This is a genomic window from Natronomonas salina (assembly GCF_013391105.1).
In the GTDB taxonomy this organism is placed as follows: domain Archaea; phylum Halobacteriota; class Halobacteria; order Halobacteriales; family Haloarculaceae; genus Natronomonas; species Natronomonas salina.
In genome coordinates this window covers 2,021,686-2,042,405 of record NZ_CP058335.1, presented here as the reverse complement: position 1 = coordinate 2,042,405, position 20,720 = coordinate 2,021,686, and the positions used below count along the sequence as shown (strand labels likewise).

Below are 20,720 nucleotides of genomic sequence, written 5' to 3'. Positions count from 1 at the left end.
TCGCGAACCGGGCTCTCACGGCCGAACCGACTCGAAGATGACGTTGTCGGCGTGGGCACGGGCTCGCTCCAGCGCGGCCGGCGTCCGGACCGTCCACGCCAGCACGGGGACGCCCAGCTTCCGGTGGAGGGTGACCGGCCAGTACGGAAGCGCGTCGTGCTCGTAGGCGACGAAGTCCGGTCGGGCGAGGGGGCTGGCGAGGAGCCGCCGACAGGTGAACCGCGCGAGCGGCCCGACCTCCGGTACGTTCCGCAGCCTCCCGGCGACCTGTCCGCGCGGCCACCCGGGTCGATTCCGCCGGAACCACCCGACGGTCAGGGGGTTGAACGACTGAACCGCGAACGGGTCGTCGTAACCGTCCAGCACCGTCGCGACCGCCGACTCGACGCTCCCCGGCCGACCCCGGTTCTTCACCTCCACGAGGACCGGCACCCCTCCGTCGATAGCCCGGAGCGCGGCATCGAACGTCGGGACGCTCTGGTCGGAGTCCAGCAGCGTCAGTTCCGACAGCTCCGCCCACTCCACCTCGTCCACTGCAGCGTCCATCCCGCAGAGCCGCTGGAGCCGCTCGTCGTGACAGACCACCGCCACCCCGTCGGCCGTCAGCCGGACGTCGAGTTCGACCGGGTATCCGGACTCGACGGCCGCCTCGAACGCCGCCAGGGAGTTCTCCGGGATGCCGTCGCCGTGGAGGCCCCGGTGGGCGATCGGCCGCTTGCGGAGCCAGTCCGGTGACACGGACTGGACGAGGCGGGGGTCGACAATAAGTCGTCGGTGGGAGAACAGCCGCTCGTCGGTTAGCGTCGATGAGAACGTCCGGACGGAGATTTGAACGAGCCGAGACGTTCCTGCTCGGGCCTTCGGCCCTGCGCGGGCTGCGACTCGTCGGCTCAAATCTCCTTTATCCGTTTTCGGCGCACGGGCTCCTCGCTGTCGCTCGTCGTGTTATGCGCCGAAAACGTCCGGACGGAGATTTGAACTCCGGTCCCTGGCTCCGCAAGCCAAGAGGATAGTCCACTACCCTACCCGGACTCACCCCAACGTACCCCGCTTCGACGTATAGGGGTTACGGTTCCCCCGTCGGCTCCCGGAGATGTTACCCCTCAATTTATGCCTGTCTAGTGGGTAGCTGCCACAACATGTCTGCGGGGGATGGGCTGGCCGAGAACGCCGATAGATCGGGGCGTGGGGGCCTCGAGGACGCGTCGAACGTGCTCGTGCTGTCGCCGACGCTGGACGACGCGGCGCGGCGGTCGTACTTCGAGACGCTGCTCCCGGAGCGGCCGACCGACGCCGACGTCCTGGCGATCGACTACCGGCAGACGCCGGCCAAGTGGATCGAGGAGTGGGAGCGCAACGTCGGCGCGCGGCCGCGAAGCTGTACGATCGTCAGCCTCGATGAGACGCGCGGGTCCGCGGCCGCCTCGGGGCCGTCGACGAGCTTCGGCCGGAACACGGTCACGAGCGTCGAGAGCCCGGGGGACCTCACCGGCCTGGGGATCACCGTCAGCGAGTACCTCTCGGAGCACTCCGGCCCGGGGACCTTCGTGACGTTCGACTCGCTGACCGTCCTGCTGCAGTTCGTCGAGCTCCAGCGGGCGTTCCGCTTCCTGCACGTGCTGTCGAACCGCGTGACGACGGCCGAGGCGGTCGCCCACTACCACATGGACCCGGGCGCCCACACCGACCAGGAGGTCGCGACCCTGTCGTCGCTGTTCGACGTCGTTGCGGCGTTCGAGGACGGCGAGTGGTCGGTTCGGTCCCGGTAGCGGGGCGAGGGTTCATGAGGGAAGCCGACGCCAGACGGCCCATGTCTCGACCTCGACGCGGCCGTCCGTTCGGCGGCCAGTCCCGAACCGAGGATCGGCGACGAATCCGCCGAGGGCGCCGCCGTCCCCGCCGCCCGCGGCGACACCGACAACGCTTTTCGGCAGGCCGCACTTGCCTTCCCTAGCAATGGGTGCCATCGAGGAAATCTACGCGGAACTCGACGCCGACGTCTCCGAGGAGGAGTTCCGCGAGGCCGTCGAAGCGAAGGTCGAACAGATGGGGGGGCTGGCGGACGAGGAGACCGCCGCGATGCTCATCAAGCACGACCTCGACGGCGGCGAAGTGGAGACCATCGCCGACATCGAACCGGGCCTCGAGGAGGCGAAGTTCCTCGGGAAGGTGACGAGCGTCGGCGACCTGCGGACCTTCGAGCGGGACGGCGAGGACGACGAGGGTCGCGTCCTGAACCTGGACGTGGCCGACGAGTCCGGGAGCGTCCGGGTCGCGCTGTGGGACGACGACGCCGTCGCGGCCGACGACGAACTGGCGGTCGGCGACGTCCTGCGCGTGAAGGGTCGCCCGAAGGAGGGGTACAACGGCCTGGAGGTCAGCGCCGACCGCGTCGAGGTCGACGAGGAGGCCGACGTGGACGTCGACGTCGGCGGCGAGGTGACCGCCGACTCGCTGTCGATGGGCCAGTCGGACGTCAACCTCCGGGGCGTTGTCCTCGACACCGACTCCATCCGGACCTTCGACCGCGACGACGGCAGCGAGGGCCGCGTCTCGAACCTGACGCTCGGCGACGAGACGGGCCGCGTCCGCGTGACGCTGTGGGACGAGCAGGCCGACCTCGCCGAGGAGCTGGAGGCCGGCCAGAGCGTCGAGGTCGTCGACGGCTACGTCCGCGAGCGCGACGGCTCCCTGGAGCTGCACGTCGGCGACCGCGGCGCGGTCGACGAACTCGAGGAGACCGTCGAGTTCGTCCCCGATGCGACCGACATCGACAGCCTGGAACTCGACCAGACGGTCGACATCGCGGGCGTCGTCCGCTCGGCGGACCCCAAACGGACCTTCGACCGCGACGACGGCAGCGAGGGTCAGGTCCGCAACATCCGGGTGCAGGACCAGACCGGCGACATCCGGGTGGCGCTGTGGGGCGACAAGGCCGACAAGGACCTCGGGCCGGGCGACGAGGTGTTCTGCGCCGACGTCGAGATCCAGGACGGCTGGCAGGACGACCTCGAGGCCTCCGCAGGCTGGCGGTCGACGGTCACCGTCGTCGACGGCGCGGAGCCGGACCGCGACGACGACGCCACCGGGCTCGACCAGTTCGCCGACGGCTCGAAGCCCGAGTCGGGGTCGGACGGGGTGGACGACGAGGAGTCGGCCGACGCCGCCGCCGCGGACGGCGCGGACGCCGCGGGCGACGACCCGGAAACGTTCACGGGGACGGTGGTCCAGCCGGGCGACCCGGTCATCCTCGACAGCGGCGACGAGACGCTGCACGTCGAGACGGACGCCGACGTCCACCTCGGCCAGGAGGTCACCGTCCGCGGGCGGCGCGACGGCGAGCGGTTCGTCGCCGAAGAGGTCTTCTGAGCGCCGCCGCGTGACCGTGCCGCATCCTCGCAAAGATTAAGGCCGCCTCGGCCCGCCTGTGGGATATGAGCGTCGAGTTACCGTTCGCCCCGGTGGATACGATTATCCGCCGGAACGCCGGTCAGTTGCGTGTCAGCGCCGAAGCGGCCGAGGAACTCGCGCGCCGGATCCAGGACCGCGGGGCGGACCTGGCGGCCGCGGCGGCCGAAGAGGCCACGGCGGACGGTCGGAAGACGCTGATGGCCGAGGACTTCGAGGCCCCGGTCGTCGACAAGGACTTACTGGAGTTGCCGGTCGCGCCGGTCGACCGCATCGCACGCCTCGACATCGACGATCGCTACCGCGTCTCCATGGACGCCCGCATCGCGCTGGCGGGCGTCCTCGAGTCGTACGCCGACACGGTCGCGGCGGCGTCGGCCATCCTCGCCCGGCACGCCGACCGCCGGACCATCAAAGCCGAGGACGTCGAGGCCTACTACGAACTGGAACCGTACTTCGAATGAGGTTCGGCTACCGCGAGATCTGTCTCGAACACGACACCGGCTCCCGGCACCCGGAGACCGCCGACCGGCTCCGGGCCATCCGGCGGGCGCTCGCCAAGCGCCACGGCGTGGCGTACCACGAGGGCAGCCTCGCGGACCGAGACGCGATCGAGGCCGTCCACGACAGCGACTACGTCGACGAGGTCGAGTCGTTCTGCGCGGACGGCGGCGGCACCTGGGACGCCGACACCGTCGCCGTCGAGAAGACGTGGGAGGCTGCCCGCGCCGCCGCCGGCCTCGCGGGCTGGGCGATCGACGAGGCCCTCGACGGCGCCGACGGCCGCGATACGCCCTTCGCCATCGGGCGGCCGCCCGGTCACCACGCCGAGTTCGACGAGGCGATGGGCTTCTGCTTCTTCAACAACGTCGGCGTGGGCATCCAGCGCGCGCTCGACCGCGGCGACATCGAGTCGGCGGCCGTCTTCGACTGGGACGTCCACCACGGCAACGGCACCCAGGACATCTTCTACGACCGCGACGACGTCTACTACGCCTCCGTCCACGAGCGGGGGCTCTACCCCGGGACCGGCGACGTCCTCGAGACCGGCGGCCCGGACGCGCGCAAGACGGTCCTCAACGTCCCGCTGTCGGGCGGGAGCGGCGACGTCGAGTACGCCACCGTCGTCGACGAGCTGCTGGCGCCCGGCCTGGAGCGGTTCGACCCCGACCTACTGGTCGTCTCGGCGGGCTTCGACGCCCACCGCCACGACCCCATCTCGCGGATGCGCGTCTCCACGGAGGGGTACGGCCACCTGACCAAGCGGCTCCGCGAGATCACCGACGACCTCGACGCCGCCCTGGCGTTCGTCCTCGAGGGCGGCTACGGGCTCGACGCGCTCGCCGACTCCGTCGGGATGGTCCACGAGGTCTTCGACGGCCGCGAGCCGATCGAGCCGGAGGGCGACCTCACCTCGAAGGCGAAGAACGTCATCGACGACGTGCGCGACGCCCACGATCTCTGAACCGGGACGACTGGCGACCTTCGGTGTCCTTAGAGCTCAGCTACAGCGCTGTCGGTGACGTATGAGGCGCCGTAACCGAAGTATCTCGATCGGGCGCGTGGTGAGGGTCCCGGGTACCGTTTCCGTACTCCTATTAACGACTCTATAGTAAGGCTCCGGCAGACGACAGTCCTGCCATGGTCGGAATCTGTGGCGTCGTCGGTGAGGGAACGGCGGCCCTCGATACCCTTATCGAGGGGCTCACGTGGACCGGGGGGGAGGCGACGGAGAGGACAGCGACGTCAGAGGTAGCCGTCGGCGTCGCGACCCACCCCTCGGAACCCTCGTCGGGGCCCGCCGTGGTCCCCGAACGTGACGCGACCGTCTGGCTCTGGGGCGACGTGTGGGGATACGAGGGCTCCGGGGGCTACGAGACTGTCGAGACGGCGCCCGCCGCCTTCGCCGCCAGGCGGTACGGCGAGGCGGGAATCGACTTCGTCGAGGGGCTCAACGGGAGCTTCGCGGGCGTGGTCCACGACCGCGAGGCCGGCCGGGTCGAGGTGTTCACCGACCGGCTGGGGACGCGACCGGTCCACCACGCCCGGACCGACGACGGCGCGGTGTTCTCGACGGACGTCCAGTCGCTCCCGGCGCACCCGGGCGTTCCCCACGGCTTCGACGTCGACGCCCTCGCGGAGTACTTCACGCTGCAGCGGAGTTTCGGGCTGGAGACGCCGCTCGAGGGGGTCGAGCTGCTGCCGCCGGGTTCGGTCACGACGTTCGACCTCGACGGCGGCTCCGTGGAGACGACCCGCTACTGGGAGCCCCGCTACGAGCCCGAGGACCGCCCGCGGTCGTACTTCGCCGACCGGCTCGCGACGCTCGTCGAACGGGTCGTCGAGGAGCGGACCGACCCAGACGCGACCTACGGTCTGCTGTTGAGCGGCGGGAGCGACTCGCGGCTCGCCCTGGCGGCCCTCGCCGCGTCGGACCGCACCGTCCACGCCTACCACCTCAACGAGTGGGAGAACCGGGAGGCCGACGTCGCCCGGCGAGCCGCCGCGACCGTCGGCGCCGACTACACCTTCCTGCGGCGCGACCAGGACTACCACGCCCGCGTCCTCGAGGAGACGGCGCCGATCACGAACTTCGTCGGCTACTTCAACCAGGTCCACGCCGCGGGGTTCGCCGACCGCCTCCGCGACGAGGTCGACGAACTGGTGACGGGCCACTACGGCGACATGCTGTTCGAGGGGAACCACTTCCCGACGCGCGAGGTCGACCTCGGGAGGCTGGGGTCGTTCGACCTGCCGGTCGAGCGCGAGGTCCGGACCGCGGCGGACCTCGTCGAGCACCGCGTCGGCGGCCGGACCGCACCCGCGTACATCGCCGACGCGCTGGACGAGGATATCGCCGATATCTACGCGGCGAACGTCGACCGCCGCGGCGACCGGGTCGTCGACCACGGCGTCGAGTACCGGTCGCTCCGGGAGGCCGTCGTCGCCAGTCGCTGTCCCCTCACGAACGGGACCTCCCAGATATTCTACCACGGAACCCTCCAGATGCTGCCGTCGTGGACGCCGTTCCTCGACAACCGGCTCGTCGATCTGTTCCTCTCGACGCCCGCCCGGCACCTCCTGCGCGGCGGGCTGGTCGGCGCGGCCGTCGAACGGCTCGCCCCCGACCTGGCGGCCATCCCTCACGCGAACTCCGGCGTCGGTCTCTCGCGGCCGTTCGCGGTCCAGTGGCTCGGCCGGATCGCCACCGGCTTCGCCGAGCGCTACCTCGCGGACCCGCCCGCCGAGTCTCACTGGACCAGCGGTCCGTGGCCCGATCACGGCGACCTGATCCGGACGAACGACTTCGTCCGCGAGACGCTCGAGGAGCACGAGGACCTGATCCGGGCGCTGCCGTTCCTGGACGCCGACGGCGTGGGGGCGTGCTATCAGGACCACCTCGACGGCGCCCACAACCTCGCGGCGCTGTACTCGCTGGTGACGTTCCTCGAGATGCCGGTCGTCCAGGAACTCGCCAGGGAGTCGGCCGCCCCCGTGACGGCACGCCGGGGGTCCGCAGAGTCGGACTGAGCGCGGCGGTCGTCACTCCCGTTCGACGACCGGGTGAAATCTCTGGGGGTTGTTGCACCTGGAGGCCCTGCTGCGAGTATGAAACGGGACGTGCCCCCTTCACAACCGACTCACGTCGCCGTGAAGGAGACCATCGCCGAACTGGAGGGCTGTCGCCCCCGGGACCTCGGGACGCTCGGGGCGGTGATCGACGTCGATACGCTCGACGCGTTCGGCGAGTCCCGCTTCGACCGGACGGGCGGCGAGGTCGACTCCCTCGAGTTCCGGTACTGCGGGTACTCGATAGAACTGTTCGGCGACGGGACGCTGTACGTGAAACACTGATCGACTATCCGCCGGTAGGAAGTCTGTAACCGCGAAAATAGCGCCGTCAGCTGGGTGTCCGCTCGCTTCTCTCGCCTCGCGAAGACGGGTGGTCTCAGGCGGGCGTCGGCTGGGCCGCCCGGTCCAGCGTGGCGAAGAACTCCGCGCAGGCCTCGTTGAACGCCACCGGGTTGTCCTCGTTGACCAGGTGGCCCGCGTCGGCGATCTCCCGGAAGGAGGCGTTCTGGAGCGTCCCGGCGAGGTTCTCGCCCTGGACCTTGACCGGCGGCGCCTCGTGATCGCCGTAGAGGACCAGCGTCGGCGTCTCGACGTGCGAGAGGTCCGGGGGCACGTACTCGTAGAGCGCCCGGAAGATCTTCGTGTACTCCGCCGGCTCGATCTCGCCGATGGCCTCGAGGGCCTGCGCCCGGACGTCCTGGTCGACGGTCAGCCAGGTGTCGCCGACGGTCGCCCTGATGGAGGCCAGGAGCATCTGGAACGTCGCCCTCGTCCCCATCGTCGTGACTATCGCGGAGACGGCCGGCAGCGGCGACATGAACGGCTTGACCTGCGGCGGGATGTCGACCGGCGGCATCGACTGCACCGGCCCGCCGATGACGGCGCCCCGGGCCGCGTCTGGGTGCCGCTCCAGGTACGTCTGGATGATCATCCCGCCGATGGAGATCCCGTTGAGGATCGGCCGCTCGACGTCGAGGTGGTCCAACAGCACCTCGAGGTCGTCGGCGAACTGGTCGATGGAGTACCGCCGCATCCCCGTCGCGCCGGTCCGGCCGTGACCCCGGATGTCGAACCGGATCACGCGGTAGTCGTCGGCGAAGCGCTCGACCTGGGCCTCCCAGGCGTCGGCGTCCTGCCAGCCCCCGTGGATACAGACCATCGGCGGCCCGCTCCCCTGCTCGTCGTACCACAGCGTCCCGTCTTCGATAGGTATCGTCGGCATCTACCCACCGTAGGGGTTCCACGCGGATAAGGCGTCGACCTCCCGACACGTTCTCGATAACCAGGTGCTAGGCGCCGCCGTCACGGTCGCGGATCGAAGTACGCGGCCAGCTCGCTGCCGAACTCGTCGGCCAGCTTCCCGATCGCCTCGCCGACCAGGACCTCGCGGTCGGCCTCCAGGGCGGATTCGACGTGCGGGCCGAGCGAGACGTCGAACAGCTTCGCCTCGACGAGTTCGCCGGGCGTCCGGGCGTCGCGGGGCCGCTCGACGACGTAGTGCCCCTCGTCGTCGACGAACGGTCCGACGGCGTCCCCGGCGTCGGCGTAGGACTCGAAGAACCCCTCTGCGTGCTCGCGGACGCCGACGGGCGGCCCGCGGTGGCGCTCGACCGCGGGCAGTTCGGCGACGGCGCACTCGACGAACAGCACGGCCGTCTCGTCGGCGAAAGCGGCGCTCCGCAGCGGGTCGAACCCGGCGCGCTCGAGCGCGCCCTCGACGCCCGCCAGCGACTTCTCGAGCTGGGGGTACAGCTGGTCCTCGACGACGTCGGGCGTCTCGAAGCGCACCGCGACGGGCGTCGTTTCGCGGGCCGCGACCGCCTCCCGGACCGCCTCGGCGGACATCGGGTCCGGGTCGCGCGGCTCGAAGAGTTCGACGCGGGGGTCCGCCAGCAGTTCGCGGGCGTAGTGGACCACCCGACCGACGTTGCGGGCCGAGCAGACTGCCGCGACGTTGCGCTCCGGGTCGGTCGGGTCGATCACGACCAGGGGGTCGCTGAAGGACTCCTGACCGTGGTCCTCGGGGTCGAACCTCACGGGCGGCTGCCAGTCCGCGACGGCCTCGACGAACTCCCGGAACCCCCCGTACTCGAGGACGAGCAGTTCGGTCAGGAAGCCCGAGAACCCCTTCGTCCGGAGGTCGCTGCCGTAGGCGCCGATGCCCGAGAGGAACGCCTTCGCCAGCCGGACGTCGTCGGCCAGCGGCTCGATACGGCCCTCGAGGTAGTCGGTGTGGAACGGCGTTCGGTCGACCGCAGAGCGGATCTCCGTCGCGTCCTCGACGGCGTAGCAGGGGACGCAGTCGACGTCGAAGCCGCGGTACTCCCCCTTCACATAGGGGTGTTCGGCGAACTCCTCGTGGCCCTCCGGGAGGACCGCGTGGCCGACCTCGAGCCCGTAGCGCTCCAGTTCCTCGCGGGCGAGGTCGGTCGGGAACCGGACGAAGAGGTCCACGTCGCGGTCGCCCACGAGCCAGGTGCCGCGGGCGGTCGACCCGACGAGCAGCACGTCGGCGTTGACGGGCAGGTCCGCGACGGCCGCCTCGGCGCGGTCGGTGAGGTCGGCGACGACCGACTCCAAGTCGGCGACCTCCGCGGGGTCGGGGACGACCCGGTCGCGAACCTCCTTTTCGACCGACTCGAACGACATACTCGCGGTTGCGCCGTCGACTGGTAAAGCATGTCGGTGCGTGGCGGCAGGTGACGGCGGCCGTCCGGGGGTGTGGGACCAACGGACAGCGGAGGGGCGAAAGCGAAAGTCATATGAACCAATTCCGGTTAGGCATGAGTGCAGTGGGCCGCCGTAGCTCAGCTGGTAGAGCACCTCGCTGTTAAGGTCTCACAGTTCTCTGTGGACCGCAGACACGAGGTTGTCCCAGGTTCGAGCCCTGGCGGCGGCGTACTTCTTCCGAGAGTCACCCCGGACAGCGAGAGCTGTGTTCGTCCTACCGGGCGTGAATCGTCTCCCCGCTCGCCGGTAAGCTCCGAATACGGGGACTGGTTCGAGAGAGATGGGTTTGGTTGGACGTTAACTAAGGGGCAGCCGGCAGTAGGCTACCCTGGGGTTCGCCCCCAGCCGTGCTGGGTGGAGACCGTCCACCCTTTCGATGCGGAGAACCCACACCCGCCAGCGGCAGCGTCGTCCGGCCCGTCTCTCTCCTACCTCGAGACCGACCGCGGGTCGCTGTGCCAGCAGTCCTTTCCCGTCGGCTCCCGACGGTCGCGTCATGGCCACCGAGGCGACCTTCACGGTCCCGTCCGACCAGTTCCCACTGGGGACGATATTCGAACAGCTACCCGGCGTGACCGTCGAGCTCGAGCGGATCATCCCCGCGCGGGACGTGGTGATCCCCTACTTCTGGGTCCGGGGGACGGAGGTCGACGACGTCGAGGGGGCGTTCTCGGAGCACCCGGGCGTGAAGGCCATCCAGTTCGTCGACTCCGTCGACGGCGAGCATCTGCTCCGCGTCGAGTGGGCGCTGGACTACGACGACGTCCTCACGACGCTGACGGAGACGGATGTCGCGCTCATCGAGGCCGTCGGCACGAACCGGCAGTGGACCTTCGACATCCGGGGTGAGAACCGCCGGAACATCGCGGCCTTCCAGCAGCGCTGCCGGGAGCTCGATATCCCGATTACGCTCACCAAACTGCACGCGCTGACGCCCATCGAGTCGGCGACCGAGGCCGCACTCACCGATACCCAGCAGGCGACGCTCCAGCTCGCCTACGAGCGGGGCTACTTCAACACGCCGCGGGACGTGACGATGGCCGAACTGGGCGAGGAACTCGGCGTCTCACAGCAGGCCGTGGCGTCCCGTCTCCGGCGCGGAATCGAGACGATCATCGCCAGCACACTCGCGGAGTCGTCCGCGAGCCGATAACCCTACTTATAAATGGATTGTATAGTCAACAACAGCCGGCAACCGTCTTGGAGCCTACTTCCCGGTATGGTTGGGACCCAGATAGATTTCGACACCCTACTCGCCCTCTGTCGGGACGAACACAGACGGATCGTCCTCGGGACGCTCCTCGACGAACGGCGGGCGCTGACGATGCGGGACCTCTCGGAGGCGATCGTCGAGTACAACCACCACGCGCCGCTCCAGGAGGTCTCCGGCGAGACGATGACGCGAATCCGGATCGAGCTTCACCACGTCCACGTCCCGAAGTTGGTGGCGGCAGGCCTCGTCGAGTACGACGACGACCGGGAGTTGGTGGAGCCGACGGCGGACCTCCAGAGCGTGGCACCCCGCCTGACGGAGATCCTGCGGGCCGACCCCGAGTTCGAGGCACCGCTCAACGCGTAGCGTGCACCATCTCGGCCGCCGGCGCCGTCCGCCCACTTCTCGCGACGATCCTTCGACCCGAGTCCTCTGGCTCAGCTCCCGCTGGGTTCGGCCGGCGTGACGTCGGGTTGCTCGCGGACCAGCCCCAGCGCCCGCCCGACGTCGGCGGGGGTGGGTGCGTCACGCGACTGGACGTCCTCGAGGGTCTCGTTGGCCGACTCCTGTTTCCCGCGTGCGCGTACGATGTTGCCGTCGGCCCGCGCCTCGGCGGCCGCCCGCATGTCCTCGGCGACCTGGACCAGCATGTCGGTCAGCGTCCGCGTCGTCTCGAAGTAGTCGGCGAGGCGCGCGCGGTCCACCGTCTCCGGCCGGTCCATCCCCTCGAATGCGGTGGCCGCGTCTTCGGCGGTCGCCACGTGGTCGTGGATCGAGCGGTAGTGGTCCGCGGCGCGGGCGAACGGCTCGACGGCCTGCTCGTAGTCGCCGTCGTTCCAGTACTGGATGCCCTCGTTGTAGGTCCGGGTGCCCTCGTTGCGGGCGTCCCAGCCGGCCTGGAAGGCCTCCAGCACCGCGACCCGGGTCTCGTACTCCGGGAGGCGGTCCTGGATGCGGTTGGACATGATGTACGCCGGCTCGTCGGCGTGGCCGAGGCCGAGCATGTGGCCGAGTTCGTGCTGGGTCGTCGCCAGCACCTCCCCGTAGGGGCGGTCGGTGGCGACGACCTCGGCGACCGCGGGCCGGTCGATGCGGTTGTGCTCGCGGATGAGCGGCGCGCAGCCGAGGACGTTCTCGGAGCTGTGCTCCTGGCAGCCGTCCAGCTCCGAGCGGTCGTTCAGGAACTCGATCTCGACGTCCGGCGACGCGTCGCGGTCGACCCGGTCGAACGCCACCTCGAAGCCGGCGTACCGCGGGGCGCTCTCGTTCCAGAAGGCCAGCGCCTCGTCGGTCAGCGCCGCGAGGTCGTGGGTGGCCCGGCTCCGGTTCACCACCGCGACCGTCGTCTCGCCGGCGAGCGGGTGGCCGAGCGGCGCGTTGTCCTCGACGAACTCGCGGGCGTCCGCACAGCCCGCCAGCGCGACCGCCGCGCCGGCCAGCAGTTCCCGCCGTCTCACAGCCATACCACCCGTTGCCGCCGCCCGTTTGTATACTATCTGGCTACCACGCGTCCCGAAGCACGCCCTCGATGTCGCCGACCGAGGGGTCCAGTCCTTCCGGGCAGTACGGCATCAGGCCGTCGCCGTGGACGTCCTCGGCGACGTCGGGCAGGTCCGACTCGGCCATGTCGTCGATCTCGCGGAGCCGCGTCGGCAACCCGAGGGCGTCGCGGACGCGCTCGACCTCGCGGACGACGGCATCGGCGGTCTCCTCCGGCGTCCCCGGAGCGACCCCGAAGCCCTCCGCCAGCAACGCCCGGCTGCCGTCGACCTCCGAGAAGAGGTACCGGAGGGCGTGCGGCGCGATGATGCCGTGGGCGCCGCCCTGCTGGACGTCGTACCCGCGGGCGATGCCGTGGCCGAAGGCGTGGATCAGCGACAGCGTCAGGCCGTCGGTCCGCGAGCAGCCATACTGTGCGAGGATCGTCCCGACGACCGCGTCGTGCATCGTCTCGTCGCTCCGGTTGCCGTCGCCGAGCGCCGGCAACCCCCGCGAGAGCAGCCGGAGCGCCCGGACCGCCGTCCCGTCGGTGATCGGCGTCGCGGTGCTGGCGTACAGCGTCTCGACGGCCTTGTCGAAGCCGTTCATCGCCGACGCGCAGAGCACGCCGTGCGGCGTCGTCCGGAACAGCTCCGGGTCGTAGAACAGCGCGGCGGGCAGCAGCCGCTCGTCGTAGGCGCCGCCGCGGACGAGGTCGCCGTCCTCCGTCGCGGTGACGCCGCCGATCATCGAGAGGTCCGCGCCGGCGAGCGTCGTCGGCACCGCCACGACCGGCCGTAACTCGCCGTCGGGGACATCCACGGAGCTGGTCTCCTCGAACGTCTCGCGGATCTCGCTCCGGGAGTCGTCCGATGCCGCGATGGCGGCGGCGACCTTGGCGATATCGAGGCTGCTCCCGCCGCCGACCGCCACCAGCGCGTCGGCGTCGACCTCGTCGGCCAGCGCCGCGGCCCGGAATGCCGTCGAAATCCGCTTCTCGGGGGTCGTCTCCGCGAAGGTCTCCACGAGGCGGTCGCCCAGTCCCTTGCGGAGCGGGTCCATCACCGCGTCGGTCTCTCCGACGGTCCGGCCGGTGATCACGAGCGCGCGCTTGGCGCCGAGGGTATCGAGCTCCTCGCCGAGGTCGGCGACGCAGTCCGCCCCGTACCGGATCGTCCCCGGCTGGTAGTCGAACCTGAACATAGTGGGTGGTCGGCCGGGAGCGGTTTGGGTCTTGGTGTCGCGATCGAGTCTCCGTACCCGCGCCGATTCTCCGTTCCTCCGAACGAGGTCCCGATCGCTGCCACGCCGAACTGCGCTCCGATTCCATAACCGGGTACGGTGGTATTACCGTCGAATTACAGGTATAGGGGCGTTCTATACGACTTCCATAATCGGGCGGGTATCCGGAAGAATGGTCACTGTCGCCTCGCGAACCGCGGCTAGGAAAATATCGCGCAACTAGGTGAATCACAGAACCGTGACTAGAGGCCTGCTATCCGTGGAATCTCCACCTCTCGGGCTATCGTTCGCGGTTCGCTATACCCACGAAAATCCCATAATCGGTTGCCGTCCTGCGGTTTTGATTTCGCCGACTGTTCCGGTGTCGATGGTGGCCACCAGGACCGATGCTGAAGTCCCGCTCTCACCCATCTCGGTGGCTTCTATGCCGACAATCGAATCTCCTCCTATACCCTGCTTACTGGATTGATACTCGAATTCACACGCCGGTGTCACCGTTACTTGCGGACCTGAATCCGAGTCTGGAGAGTGAATTGCTTGATCCGTGGGCCGGAACTGTCCCTCTCCGGACGTGCTACGCCACGGTGGGTTCTGTGGGGCACCCCGATGGGTGCGGTGCCTCGAGATACGCGGTCACAGACGAGCATTGATTGCAGAAGACGCGGGCAAAGAGGGGTGAGCCACGATGGGTAAATTCTACGGCAATCAGCATACGGAGTCGGAGTACGATGAATACACCTACGAGGAACTGGTGGACGATGTCGCGCAGTTGGCCGAGGAACTCGGTGAGGCGCCGACGACGAGAGATGCGGAAGCAGACGACCGATTACCGTGTCTGAGTCGAATGTACGATATCATCGAGGAGGACTGGGCGACCGTACTGGCGGATGCTGGACTCGAATCGAACGAGCTCCAAGTTGGCGAGTACGACTCCAACAATCATGACGAGATGCTCGCGGACCTACGACGGGTCAACAAAAAGACGGCGGGTGAGAATCTAACCATGCGCGAATATGACGATTACGGCGAGTTCGCCACGAGTACTGTGAAGAAGCACCTCGGGTCTTGGGCTGAGGCATGTGAGGCTGCCGGTATTGACTGTGGCCAACGACATGGCGAACAGTGCCTCGGTCCGAACGGCAACAACCTCGACAGTCGCCATGAACTGGCTATCGCACGATATTTGGACGATCTCGGATACGACTATGAGACCCATGTACGATTGGGTGTGACCCTCTGGACTTGCGACTTCCACGTTCCGAGCATTGACCTGTGGATCGAAGTCGATGGCTACGTTGAAGATGGACGACCAAACGAACGGTCCTTCACACAGAAACTCGGCTACTACGCGTTCCGAAGCATGGACTACGCGGTCGTGACGACACCTGCTGAGTTGGAAGCTGAACTACGGGAGAGGGACGTACTGTCGGCATAGTTCTCCCGGCAAACTAAAGAGGGGGCAGTGGATATTCCCAGGTAGAAGGGCCCTTAGCTCAGTCTGGTCTTACAGCACCCGGCTCATATTTCCGACAGTAATAATCGGGGGTTGTCCCCGCGGAATGGGACACCGGGCGATCGCTGGTTCAAATCCGGCAGGGCCCATCCACAAGCTGCACGATTGTGAGCCAAGGGCATCAGCGGATACAAGCCCTCTTTCTAGAAACTCTCAGTTCACGCCAGATCGAGGTCTCGACGCGGTGGCCCCTTACGCCGTGGTCACCGTCCTCGTCGCCAGCCGATCGCCGTGCCGGACAGCAGGAGCGCCAGCGGGACGACCGACCCGCCGGCCTGCAGCGGGAGCAGCGAGGAAATCCGGTCGGCGGCGCCCGTCAATAGGGAAACGACCGTGTCGGTCATCCCGAGCGAGGCGGCCCCGCTGTTACCGGCCGGGCCGTCGCAGGTCTCGACAGTGTCCTCCTGTGGGAAGGTACCATCGGGCGAGTAGTCGTACGTGCACATGTCGCCGCCGGCGCCCACGACGACGCCGGTGACGTTGTAGGTCTCGGAGGTCCAGACGGCGGTGACCGGTTCGTCCTCGTCGTCTTTGAACTCGGTCGCGGTCACGGTCGTCCCCTGGGGGTCGTCCTCCGCAGCGAACGAGTTCCCCTTCCGCTCATACCTGACGAACGGCTCGCCGTCGGGACACTGGTCGGCGCCCGCCCCTCCGGAACCGATTCGTTCAGCACCGTCGTCGTTCGTACAGAGGAGAACGTAGCTGATCGCGCCACGCTTATCGGGCGTCTCGGCTGGTGTGTCAGTTGGTGTTGCCGTCGGTGTTTCTGTGGGCGTTTCAGTGGGGGTGTCAGTCGGTGTGTCGGCCGGTGTTCCTGGGGGCGTCTCGGTCGGTGTCTCAGTTGGCGTTTCTGTTGGCGTATCTGTCGGCGTCTCGGTTGGTGTCTCCGTTGGGGTATCTGTCGGTGTTTCTGTCGGCGTATCTGTCGGTGTCTGAGTCTCGGCCGGAGTCTCGGTTGGGGTGCCAGACGGTGTTGGTGTCGGTGTATCCTTTTCTTTGTCCTGGTCTGACTGCGTTGGCGTCGGCGTGTCCTTATCTTTGTCCTGGTCCGACGGTGTTGGCGTCGGTGTGTCCTTCTCCTTTTCTTGCTCACAGACCGTCGGAGTCGGTGTCTCCTTCTCCTTGTCCTGATCTGCAGCAGTTGGTGTCTCCGTCGGCGTCTGCGTCGATGCCTCCAGAGACTCGTTGGAATCGGTTGGCGTCGGCGTCGTCTGGTCGCCGGTCGCGGACATCGGCGCCTCGTCGCCGAAGACCCCGATGAGTCCGGTACCGAGCACCCCGACCGCGAGCGCTATCGTAAAAACCCCGAAGGGCGATCGCGAGTGTCCCTGTCGTGCCTCCCCTGGTGCAGCTGCGGAACCTGTGGCCCATGCCCGCGTTTCGACTATCTCCTATATCGTTATGGATTTGTACACGATAGTTAAACGATTAGATATGGTTAGAGAGACGATGATTTGGTCTCTATACTGGTGACAGACCGCCACCGGGGAAATCCGTCGTAGCGACACGCTGGCTGGCTGTGAGAATCCCACCAGGAAGGTGGGATTAGCTATCTATACTAGGCGATATGGACGAACTACCTATCATTTCGTTGCACTATCGGGTGAACGAACCGCTGGCTGGTCTCTCAGGTGTCGTCTAACTGCCACGAATCTAGACACCGGAGGAATCGGGTCTGTACGGCCTGCTGAGTCTTTCTAGTGGGTGCATAAGGAAATAGAAAATAGGGATAGCAGATATATATTATTGTAGTCGTGTGGGGTCAGATATATTCGCATGCGTACTGTCATCCCCGCTGCCGGACGAGGAAGCCGCCTCGGTCCCCGCACGGCGAACAAGCCGAAGCTCTTCCTCCAACTCAACGGCAAGACCCTCTACGAGTACCAGCGCAACGTCATCGACGAGTACACTGACGACGTCACGGTCGTCCTCGGGCACGGCTTCGAGGACGCGAACGGCCAGATCGACGAGGCCGTCGACCTCGGGACCGACGTCGACTCCCGGGGGCTCTACCTCGAGAACTGGCAGGACGTCGAGAACGCGGCCTCCCTGGAGCGGGCGCTCCGGGCCTTCGAGGCCGAGGGGTGCGACGAGCACGTCCTCGTGGTCTGCGGGGACGTCCTGTTCTCGGCGGACGCGCTGGGGAAGATCGTCCAGCGCTTCCGGGCCCGGTACCGCCACGAGGGGTACAACGCCGTCGGCTGCATCGAGGGCGTCCAGGACGAGATGACCGCGGTCCGGTACGACGACGAGGGTGTCATCACGGACTACGGGGCGATCGCGGGCCACCAGGAGGTCGGCCTGTTCGTCCTCCACAACGACAACGTCCCCGTGGCCCTCGAGACCCTCCAGGAGAACCCCGACGACTGGTTCCCCATCGTGTTCACCGAGACCCCCTCGAAGCGCGTGACGGTGCCGGCCGACGAACGCCACGAGATCAACACGCCCGAGCACCTCGCCGAGGTCGAATCGGGCACCGCCCTCCAGTAGGATGGCCCGTAATCGGGCACTCGCGGTCGCGACGACGATCCTCACCCGCCTCTGCACCCTCGCGGCGTACGGCGCCTCGTCGCTCGCCCCCTCCCGAGCGGGACGCTGGGTCTACGGCGCCGACGGCGGGGATCGCTTCGTCGGCAACCCGAAGTACGCGTTCCTCCACGCGGCGACCGAGCGGGACGACGTCCGCGCTATCTGGCTCTCGACGGACGGCGACGTCGTCGAGACGCTGCGCGAGGCCGGCTACGAGGCCTACGACGCCGGAAGTGCCCGCGGCCTCCTGCACACGCTCCTCGCCGAGTACGTCTTCGTGTCCCACGGACCCGCGGACGTGACGTGGTGGGCGACCGGCGGCGCCGACGTCGTCCAGCTCTGGCACGGCGTCCCCATCAAGACGGTCGGCGACCACCTCGACCGCGAGTGGTCCCTCGTCGGGCGGTTCTTCTTCCGGCTCACGGGCTCGAACTGGGCGTACCACGTCACGACGGGGGAGGCGGTGGGCCCCGTCGTCCAGGAGGCGTACAGGCAGCCCGAGGAGTCGGTCCTTCCCGTCGGCTATCCCCGGAACGACGTCCTCCGCGGTGAGGTCGAAGACGCCGACCTCGGGGTCGACGACGCGGTCCTCCGGCGCGTCCGCGACCTCGGCCGCGACCACCCCGTCGCGTTCTACATGCCGACGTGGCGAGAGTGGAGCGACGACGTCGACCACGGCGGCGTCCCGCTCGACGACGCCGTCGACTTCCGGGCCCTCGACGAGTCGTTCGCGGCCCGCGACGCGTACCTCATCGTCAAGCTCCACCCCCGGGAACGGCTCGCCGTCGACCTCGACGAACTCGAGCACGTCGTCGAACTCCCCGCGGACACCGACCCGTACCCGCTCTTGGAGCACGTCGACGCCCTGGTCACCGACTACTCGTCGATCTACGTCGACTTCCTCGTCACCGACGACCCGGTCGTGTTCTACCCCTACGACCTCCCCAGCTACCGGGACCACCCCGGCTTCGAGTTCGACTACGGCGAGGTCACCCCGGGTCCGACCCCCACCGACTTCGCGGCGTTCCAGGGCGCGCTCCTGGAGGCCATCGACGGCACCGACGAGTACGCCGCCGACCGCGCCCGCGTGCGCGACCGCTTCGTCGACCACCCCGACGGATCCGCCGCTGCGCGACTCGCGCGCCGACTCCTGGACGAACCGCCGACGAGCACGACGGAGAACCAGCATCGTCCCGCTACCTGAACTTGAGGGTCCGCCGTCCTCGCCCCAGAGGAAAAATCAGCAGCAGTTTCGATTTGAAGCCCGCTACTGCTCGGCCGGGGGAGTCTCCGCGGCGCCGGTCAGTTCGAACCCGTCGTAGTCGTCCTCGGCGACGCGGTCGCAGATGTCGCGGTACATCTCGAGGCCGCCGGGGAACGGCGTGAAGATGTTCGGCTTGCCGGGAACGTTCTCGCCGCGGTACCACGACTCGGCCTCCGAGAACAGCATGTTGTCGGCGAGCATGTTGGTCTGGGAGACCCACTGCGATTCGGACTCCTCGGTGGGTTCGATGGTCCGGTAGCCGCGCTCGTCCATGTAGGCGATGCAGTCGGCGATCCACTCGACGTGCTGTTCGATGGACATCGGCATGTTCGTGAGGACGGAGGGGCTCTGCGGCCCGGTGATGGTGAACATGTTGGGGAAGCCGTGGACCCCGAGGCCGAGGTAGGTCTTCGGCCCGTCGGCCCACTTCTCGGCCAGCGACAGGCCGTCGCGGCCGGTGACGTCGAACGCCAGCAGCGCGCCGGTCATCGCGTCGAAGCCGGTGGCGAAGACGAAGACGTCGAGGTCGTAGTGGTCGTCAGCCGTCCGGACGCCGTCCGGGGTGAACTCGGTTATCGGGTTCGCGTCGACGTCGACGAGCCGGACGTCGTCGCGGTTGTACGTCTCGTAGTAGCCGCCGTAGTCCATCGGCGGGCGCTTCGAGCCGTAGGGGTGGTCGGTCGGGGCGAGCGTCTCGGCGGTCTCGGGGTCGTCGACCCGCTCGCGGATCTTCGAGCGGATGAACTCCGAGATCGTCTCGTTCGTATCGGCGTCCGAGAGGACGTGGCCGGGCTGGAACGTGTGGAGGAACCGGAAGCCGCCCTGCTGCCAGCGCTTCTCCAGTAGCGCCTCGATCTCGTCGTCGTCGAGCGTCCGCGCGGAGTTCTCCTCGGTGTCGAACGGCATCCCCAGCCGGGAGTTGCGCGCCTTCGTCCAGATCTCGTCGTAGTTCTCGCGGATCTCCGCGTACTCCTCGTCGTCGAGCGGGCGGTTCCGCGCCGGGACGGCGTAGTTCGGCGTCCGCTGGAAGACCGTGAGGTGGCCGGCGCGGTCGGCGACCTCCGGGATGAGCTGGATGCCGGTCGAGCCGGTGCCGACGACGCCGACGCGCTCGCCGTCGAGGTCGACGCCGTCGTGGGGCCACCGGGCCGTGTGGTACCACTCACCCTCGAAGCGCTCGAGGCCGTCGAAGTCCGGCCGGAACGGCTCCGAGAGGCAGCCGACGGCGCTGATGAAGAACCGGCTGGTCACGCGCTCCCCGTCGTCGGTGCCGATCGTCCAGGTCGCGGTGTCGTCGTCGTAGGCCGCCTCGGTCACGGCCGTCTCGAACTCGATGTCGCGACGCAGGTCCAGGTGGTCGGCGGCGAACCGGAGGTACTCGAGGATCTCCGGTTGCTCGGGGTACCGCTCGCTCCACTCCCAGGACTCGAGCAGTTCGTCGTCGAACGAGTAACAGTAGATGTGGCTCTCGCTGTCGCAGCGGGCGCCCGGGTAGCGGTTCCAGTACCACGTCCCGCCGACGTCGTCGGCCTTCTCGTAGACGCGGACCGAGAGCCCCTGCTCCCGGAGCCGGTGGAGCATGTAGAGTCCCGAGAAGCCCGCGCCGACGACGACGGCGTCGACGGCCGCCGCGTCGCGTTCGCCCGTCCCCGCGTGGGTATCGTCATCGGTTACCATCGGTCACGGTTCAACCTGCGGCGGTATCCCAATAGGTCTGCTACCTGTCCTCCCAGGCTGTTTAAAGTGGTCGCCCTCGCTCGCCAGTCTCC

General features: G+C 68.1%; 18 protein-coding genes and 3 tRNA genes. 13 read left to right on the top strand and 8 right to left on the bottom strand.

What is annotated here, in order from left to right:
- Positions 1-15 precede the first annotated feature (15 nt).
- Complete coding sequence (locus tag HWV07_RS10735; protein WP_178334295.1) at positions 16-738, bottom strand: glycerophosphodiester phosphodiesterase family protein; 723 nt, start codon at positions 736-738, stop codon at positions 16-18.
- Positions 739-959: 221 nt separating this feature from the next.
- Positions 960-1,032: transfer RNA gene (locus HWV07_RS10730), tRNA-Arg, on the bottom strand.
- 107 nt (positions 1,033-1,139) lie between these two features.
- Between HWV07_RS10730 and HWV07_RS10725 the strand changes: the two genes are divergently transcribed.
- From HWV07_RS10725 to HWV07_RS10700, 6 genes are all read left to right on the top strand, one after another.
- Entirely contained in the window at positions 1,140-1,769 is a 630-nt protein-coding gene (locus tag HWV07_RS10725; protein WP_178334294.1) for a DUF7504 family protein, read from the top strand.
- A 187-nt stretch (positions 1,770-1,956) separates the two neighbouring features.
- Positions 1,957-3,369 (top strand): single-stranded DNA binding protein, encoded by a 1,413-nt coding sequence (locus HWV07_RS10720; RefSeq protein WP_178334293.1) that lies wholly within the window; start codon positions 1,957-1,959, stop codon positions 3,367-3,369.
- Between the two features lie 65 nt (positions 3,370-3,434).
- Positions 3,435-3,872, top strand: a complete 438-nt coding sequence (locus tag HWV07_RS10715) for a histone family protein (protein ID WP_178334292.1) — start codon at positions 3,435-3,437, stop codon at positions 3,870-3,872.
- Complete coding sequence (locus HWV07_RS10710; RefSeq protein ID WP_178334291.1) at positions 3,869-4,873, top strand: histone deacetylase family protein; 1,005 nt, start codon at positions 3,869-3,871, stop codon at positions 4,871-4,873. Before HWV07_RS10715 ends, HWV07_RS10710 begins: the two co-directional genes overlap by 4 nt.
- Positions 4,874-5,049: 176 nt before the next feature.
- Positions 5,050-6,939, top strand: a complete 1,890-nt coding sequence (locus HWV07_RS10705; RefSeq protein WP_178334290.1) for an asparagine synthase-related protein — start codon at positions 5,050-5,052, stop codon at positions 6,937-6,939.
- Between the two features lie 78 nt (positions 6,940-7,017).
- Complete coding sequence (locus HWV07_RS10700) at positions 7,018-7,263, top strand: HalOD1 output domain-containing protein (RefSeq protein WP_178334289.1); 246 nt, start codon at positions 7,018-7,020, stop codon at positions 7,261-7,263.
- 94 nt (positions 7,264-7,357) lie between these two features.
- Here HWV07_RS10700 and HWV07_RS10695 read toward each other — a convergent pair whose 3' ends face one another.
- Together HWV07_RS10695 and cca are read right to left on the bottom strand one after the other, a co-directional pair.
- Positions 7,358-8,203, bottom strand: a complete 846-nt coding sequence (locus HWV07_RS10695) for an alpha/beta fold hydrolase (protein ID WP_178334288.1) — start codon at positions 8,201-8,203, stop codon at positions 7,358-7,360.
- A gap of 80 nt (positions 8,204-8,283) precedes the next feature.
- Positions 8,284-9,630, bottom strand: a complete 1,347-nt coding sequence (gene cca / locus HWV07_RS10690) for a CCA tRNA nucleotidyltransferase (RefSeq protein ID WP_178334287.1) — start codon at positions 9,628-9,630, stop codon at positions 8,284-8,286.
- Positions 9,631-9,777: 147 nt separating this feature from the next.
- Between cca and HWV07_RS10685 the strand changes: the two genes are divergently transcribed.
- The 3 genes from HWV07_RS10685 (at position 9,778) to HWV07_RS10675 (ending at position 11,290) form a co-directional block, all read left to right on the top strand.
- Positions 9,778-9,880: transfer RNA gene (locus HWV07_RS10685), tRNA-Asn, on the top strand.
- Between the two features lie 327 nt (positions 9,881-10,207).
- Entirely contained in the window at positions 10,208-10,864 is a 657-nt protein-coding gene (locus tag HWV07_RS10680; RefSeq protein WP_178334286.1) for a helix-turn-helix domain-containing protein, read from the top strand.
- A gap of 66 nt (positions 10,865-10,930) precedes the next feature.
- Entirely contained in the window at positions 10,931-11,290 is a 360-nt protein-coding gene (locus tag HWV07_RS10675; RefSeq protein WP_178334285.1) for a DUF7344 domain-containing protein, read from the top strand.
- Positions 11,291-11,361: 71 nt separating this feature from the next.
- On the opposite strand, the gene HWV07_RS10670 is transcribed toward HWV07_RS10675, so the two are convergent.
- Positions 11,362-12,387: a matrixin family metalloprotease gene (locus HWV07_RS10670; protein WP_178334284.1), complete on the bottom strand. Its 1,026-nt coding sequence runs from the start codon at positions 12,385-12,387 to the stop codon at positions 11,362-11,364.
- A gap of 37 nt (positions 12,388-12,424) precedes the next feature.
- Complete coding sequence (locus HWV07_RS10665; protein ID WP_178334283.1) at positions 12,425-13,606, bottom strand: iron-containing alcohol dehydrogenase family protein; 1,182 nt, start codon at positions 13,604-13,606, stop codon at positions 12,425-12,427.
- Between the two features lie 724 nt (positions 13,607-14,330).
- Here HWV07_RS10665 and HWV07_RS10660 point away from each other — a divergent pair.
- Together HWV07_RS10660 and HWV07_RS10655 are read left to right on the top strand one after the other, a co-directional pair.
- Positions 14,331-15,080: a homing endonuclease associated repeat-containing protein gene (locus HWV07_RS10660; RefSeq protein ID WP_178334282.1), complete on the top strand. Its 750-nt coding sequence runs from the start codon at positions 14,331-14,333 to the stop codon at positions 15,078-15,080.
- A 47-nt stretch (positions 15,081-15,127) separates the two neighbouring features.
- A tRNA-Ile gene (locus tag HWV07_RS10655) sits at positions 15,128-15,247 on the top strand.
- Positions 15,248-15,361: 114 nt separating this feature from the next.
- Here the strand turns inward: HWV07_RS10655 and HWV07_RS10650 are convergent.
- On the bottom strand, positions 15,362-15,709 hold the full coding sequence (locus HWV07_RS10650) for a hypothetical protein (protein WP_178334281.1): 348 nt from the start codon (positions 15,707-15,709) through the stop codon (positions 15,362-15,364).
- Between the two features lie 1,225 nt (positions 15,710-16,934).
- On the opposite strand from HWV07_RS10650, the gene HWV07_RS10645 reads away from it, so the two are divergent.
- Both HWV07_RS10645 and HWV07_RS10640 read left to right on the top strand, forming a co-directional pair.
- On the top strand, positions 16,935-17,648 hold the full coding sequence (locus HWV07_RS10645; protein WP_178334280.1) for an NTP transferase domain-containing protein: 714 nt from the start codon (positions 16,935-16,937) through the stop codon (positions 17,646-17,648).
- Position 17,649: 1 nt separating this feature from the next.
- Entirely contained in the window at positions 17,650-18,891 is a 1,242-nt protein-coding gene (locus HWV07_RS10640; RefSeq protein WP_178334279.1) for a CDP-glycerol glycerophosphotransferase family protein, read from the top strand.
- 63 nt (positions 18,892-18,954) lie between these two features.
- Here HWV07_RS10640 and HWV07_RS10635 read toward each other — a convergent pair whose 3' ends face one another.
- Positions 18,955-20,628 (bottom strand): flavin-containing monooxygenase, encoded by a 1,674-nt coding sequence (locus tag HWV07_RS10635; RefSeq protein WP_178334278.1) that lies wholly within the window; start codon positions 20,626-20,628, stop codon positions 18,955-18,957.
- Positions 20,629-20,720 lie beyond the last annotated feature (92 nt).

What these genes read in the sequence shown, in the direction of transcription:
- HWV07_RS10715 (WP_178334292.1), top strand. Translation starts at nt 3,435, where the DNA reads ATGAGCGTCGAGTTACCGTTCGCCCCGGTGGATACGATTATCCGCCGG.
- HWV07_RS10675 (WP_178334285.1), top strand. Translation starts at nt 10,931, where the DNA reads ATGGTTGGGACCCAGATAGATTTCGACACCCTACTCGCCCTCTGTCGG.
- HWV07_RS10635 (WP_178334278.1), bottom strand. Translation starts at nt 20,628, where the DNA reads ATGGTAACCGATGACGATACCCACGCGGGGACGGGCGAACGCGACGCG.
- HWV07_RS10645 (WP_178334280.1), top strand. Translation starts at nt 16,935, where the DNA reads ATGCGTACTGTCATCCCCGCTGCCGGACGAGGAAGCCGCCTCGGTCCC.
- HWV07_RS10705 (WP_178334290.1), top strand. Translation starts at nt 5,050, where the DNA reads ATGGTCGGAATCTGTGGCGTCGTCGGTGAGGGAACGGCGGCCCTCGAT.
- HWV07_RS10700 (WP_178334289.1), top strand. Translation starts at nt 7,018, where the DNA reads ATGAAACGGGACGTGCCCCCTTCACAACCGACTCACGTCGCCGTGAAG.
- cca (WP_178334287.1), bottom strand. Translation starts at nt 9,630, where the DNA reads ATGTCGTTCGAGTCGGTCGAAAAGGAGGTTCGCGACCGGGTCGTCCCC.
- HWV07_RS10640 (WP_178334279.1), top strand. Translation starts at nt 17,650, where the DNA reads ATGGCCCGTAATCGGGCACTCGCGGTCGCGACGACGATCCTCACCCGC.
- HWV07_RS10695 (WP_178334288.1), bottom strand. Translation starts at nt 8,203, where the DNA reads ATGCCGACGATACCTATCGAAGACGGGACGCTGTGGTACGACGAGCAG.
- HWV07_RS10670 (WP_178334284.1), bottom strand. Translation starts at nt 12,387, where the DNA reads ATGGCTGTGAGACGGCGGGAACTGCTGGCCGGCGCGGCGGTCGCGCTG.
- HWV07_RS10725 (WP_178334294.1), top strand. Translation starts at nt 1,140, where the DNA reads ATGTCTGCGGGGGATGGGCTGGCCGAGAACGCCGATAGATCGGGGCGT.
- HWV07_RS10710 (WP_178334291.1), top strand. Translation starts at nt 3,869, where the DNA reads ATGAGGTTCGGCTACCGCGAGATCTGTCTCGAACACGACACCGGCTCC.
- HWV07_RS10720 (WP_178334293.1), top strand. Translation starts at nt 1,957, where the DNA reads ATGGGTGCCATCGAGGAAATCTACGCGGAACTCGACGCCGACGTCTCC.
- HWV07_RS10665 (WP_178334283.1), bottom strand. Translation starts at nt 13,606, where the DNA reads ATGTTCAGGTTCGACTACCAGCCGGGGACGATCCGGTACGGGGCGGAC.
- HWV07_RS10680 (WP_178334286.1), top strand. Translation starts at nt 10,208, where the DNA reads ATGGCCACCGAGGCGACCTTCACGGTCCCGTCCGACCAGTTCCCACTG.
- HWV07_RS10660 (WP_178334282.1), top strand. Translation starts at nt 14,331, where the DNA reads ATGGGTAAATTCTACGGCAATCAGCATACGGAGTCGGAGTACGATGAA.